The 2,786-nt window shown below is 46.2% G+C and carries 2 protein-coding genes; both read right to left on the bottom strand.

The window, feature by feature from the left end; all coding sequences use genetic code 11:
• Positions 1-1,234, bottom strand: a 1,234-nt coding sequence (locus J7M22_15030; GenBank protein ID MCD6507919.1) for a DUF1573 domain-containing protein, incomplete at its 3' end; no start/stop codon positions are given.
• Between the two features lie 26 nt (positions 1,235-1,260).
• On the bottom strand, positions 1,261-2,211 hold the full coding sequence (locus tag J7M22_15035) for a hypothetical protein (protein ID MCD6507920.1): 951 nt from the start codon (positions 2,209-2,211) through the stop codon (positions 1,261-1,263).
• Positions 2,212-2,786: the final 575 nt, after the last annotated feature.

The following is a 2,786-nucleotide window of genomic DNA, read 5'->3' on the forward strand; positions in this document are numbered from 1 at the left end:
CCTTTATCCTCTTTATCTCCACAAGTTTCCCAGCCCCTTCAACCGACATCAACCTCAAATCTGCCTCGCCAGACTTTAGAATCTCAACCTTCAATTCCTTCCTCTCACCTGCTCTCATCATCCCGAAAAACAACCTCGGCGGCTTCAGCTCTATCTCTCCCAATATCTCACCGCTCAATGGGATCTCGATCTCAGGTCTCATATCGTTGTTGGTGTAGACAACTATCCTCTCCTCAAAAGCTCCAAGTTTCATCTTCAAGGGATTCAAGATCACCTCTAGAGTGATCTCATTATCCTTCTCCCGATTCACCCTCACTCTGATGCCCTTCGAACTGCTTCTTACCTTCTCTATATTTAGACGTTTCCCGTCCAGATCTATGATCTGAACTCTTTTCCTTCTTTGATCTCCTCCCTTTATCTCCCCGAAGTAGAGCCTATCGGGCACAGCGACCACCGACCTCTCGATCTCACCTGAAAGCGTAAGAATGACCTCGGGCTTTTTCGGATCGTTCGATATGACATGTATCTCCTCTCTGAACCTCCCCCCTCTATAACCCGTATTGAAGAGGGCTCTTATCTCCCCCATATCACCGGGAGGCACCTCCCCCTTTGAAACTACTGCCGCCGTGCATCCGCAGGAGCTTCTTATCTCCTTTATCCTCAGGGGCTCTTCACCTTTATTCCAGAATTTGAAGGTGTAGTGTAGCTCCTGGTTTTGTCCGACTTTACCGAAGTTATGGTTGATCTCATCGAAATAGATATCCGGTGTGTTGCCGCGCTTATGGCTCCTTCCCAAGATCAGGAGGGCATATCCGGTGAAGATCCTCCCGAATTCATCTTCATCTATGGGCTTGGGGGGACTGGGAGGATCGATGAGCTTCACCTTGCCTTTTGCCATGTCCTCAACCACTACGAAGTGGTTCATCCCATTTTTCTTAACCAGTGCGATGGCCACTTCTCCTTTATCTATCATCTTCTTGAGCCCTTTGAGATCCGATTTAACGCCTTTACAATCGAGCCCTTTGATCTTCGCAGCATACCACAGCCCGTACATTGATGTTCCCGTCTCATCCTGACCGGACAGCCTACAGAGCTCCTCTATAGAGGCGGGGATACCGAAAAGCTTGCAGACAGCAAGCAGGCTTTCTGGACCACAACCGTTATGTTTGACCGAATCCTCCGAGGGCAAGGTTAAGGAGGTGATAAAAGCGACGATAAGGACAAGGGGTTTCATCTTTGATAGCCCTCCCACCATATACATCACTTAGCTATGAAAACCCTGCCTGTCCGATCATCGCGGACGGATAACCCACGGGGAAACTTTAAAACGAATAGGTCATCGGGAATGTCGATGTTGATTCTAAAATCCTTCTCGATCGATATGGTCCTTACAAAGGATAATCGGGCTTCCCCTGATCTCTCATTTACTCGGAAAATTTTGACCGTTACACCCCTGGGGAACCAAACGTTCTCACTATATCGACCGAGCATGATCGAGACTGAACCGATGACCATTCCCTGTGGGGAAAGCACTCTGATTTCTTGTACTCTATATCCCTTCTCCGGATTGATTAGAAGCTCAACTTTATTTTCCAGGGATTTCTTCAGTGAAACTATCTTCTCCGCCAAAGCACCCTTCAGGGTGAGAGAATCAGGAGTGACCTTCGATAAAGCGAGAACGGGAAATCTTATCTTATAACAGAGCTCGCCGTCTATTTTCTCCGTACCAACAAGTTCCAAGCTATTTTTTAATCTCTCCAGCAGAGCACCTATCGGTTCTCCCCAAAAGGTCACACCATAACTTGTTATCAGATCGTCTTTGTCGATAATGTCACCCGTTTTTATCTCTCCACAGTTGAACGTGGAGCCATCAGAATAGTAATGATTTCGGATCCACAAGGTCTTTTCCCCATCAAACACCTGCTTCCATTTGAAAGAGTCGGTATTACCATTAGGGAGAGGGCGTTTAGATACCAAGTCAAAACGAACTTTCCCACCTTTAAAAGCCAAGAAGGCTTTTCCAGAGCTGGCGAGATCTCTTCCCTGTTCAGTCCATCTCATTTTAATATTCAGGTGTCCCATACCGCTTTTAACTGAGGAGTCATAAGCCTTGCATCCCTCTATGATGCCTTTAAGAGGTAAAATTGAGGTAGGGCTGGTTATAATCATCGCTGTCAAAAGCAGCGGGATGATGAAACTAAAGAATTTCATAACTATATCCCTCCTTTTAATCCATCTCACAGGGATAACCGTTGCAATGTTTCACGGTGATTGGTGAGATACTGGATGGACCACAGAGATGACACCCAGGAATCAAGCAATCGAGATAATCACATGCTATTATATTTTGGGGAGGATCCATAGAGCAGGGAACTCCCGGATATATCGTGATGCACCATCGGTAATCATAAGCCACTATCTTGAGAGTGCCAATACAGTCCGTCTCACATAGATCGTTCCCAAGCCAGCAGCATTTCTCCCATGATCCTCTTAGTGATATCATCCCTCTAGGAGATAAGACGCTCTTAGTAGCGTGGCTCATTACTTCATCTTGGCCTACCGTTGCTGGGAGGAGGATAATGAGGGAAAACAACCAGCAGAGAAAATAATCATAACTTCTCAATTTCTCCTTCATGCTCTAACCCCCCTTTTTACATTCGGTATTGTCAAACACAAAAGGCTGAAAGTATTATAATACCTGAAGGGGCAGGGGGAAATATTCCCCCCTCCACTTTCCTAACTCCAAACGAAAGGGGGTGAAAAAGATGGTGATTCTGACGCTCAAA

It is taken from the genome of Candidatus Poribacteria bacterium (genome assembly GCA_021162805.1).
In the GTDB taxonomy this organism is placed as follows: domain Bacteria; phylum Poribacteria; class WGA-4E; order B28-G17; family B28-G17; genus JAGGXZ01.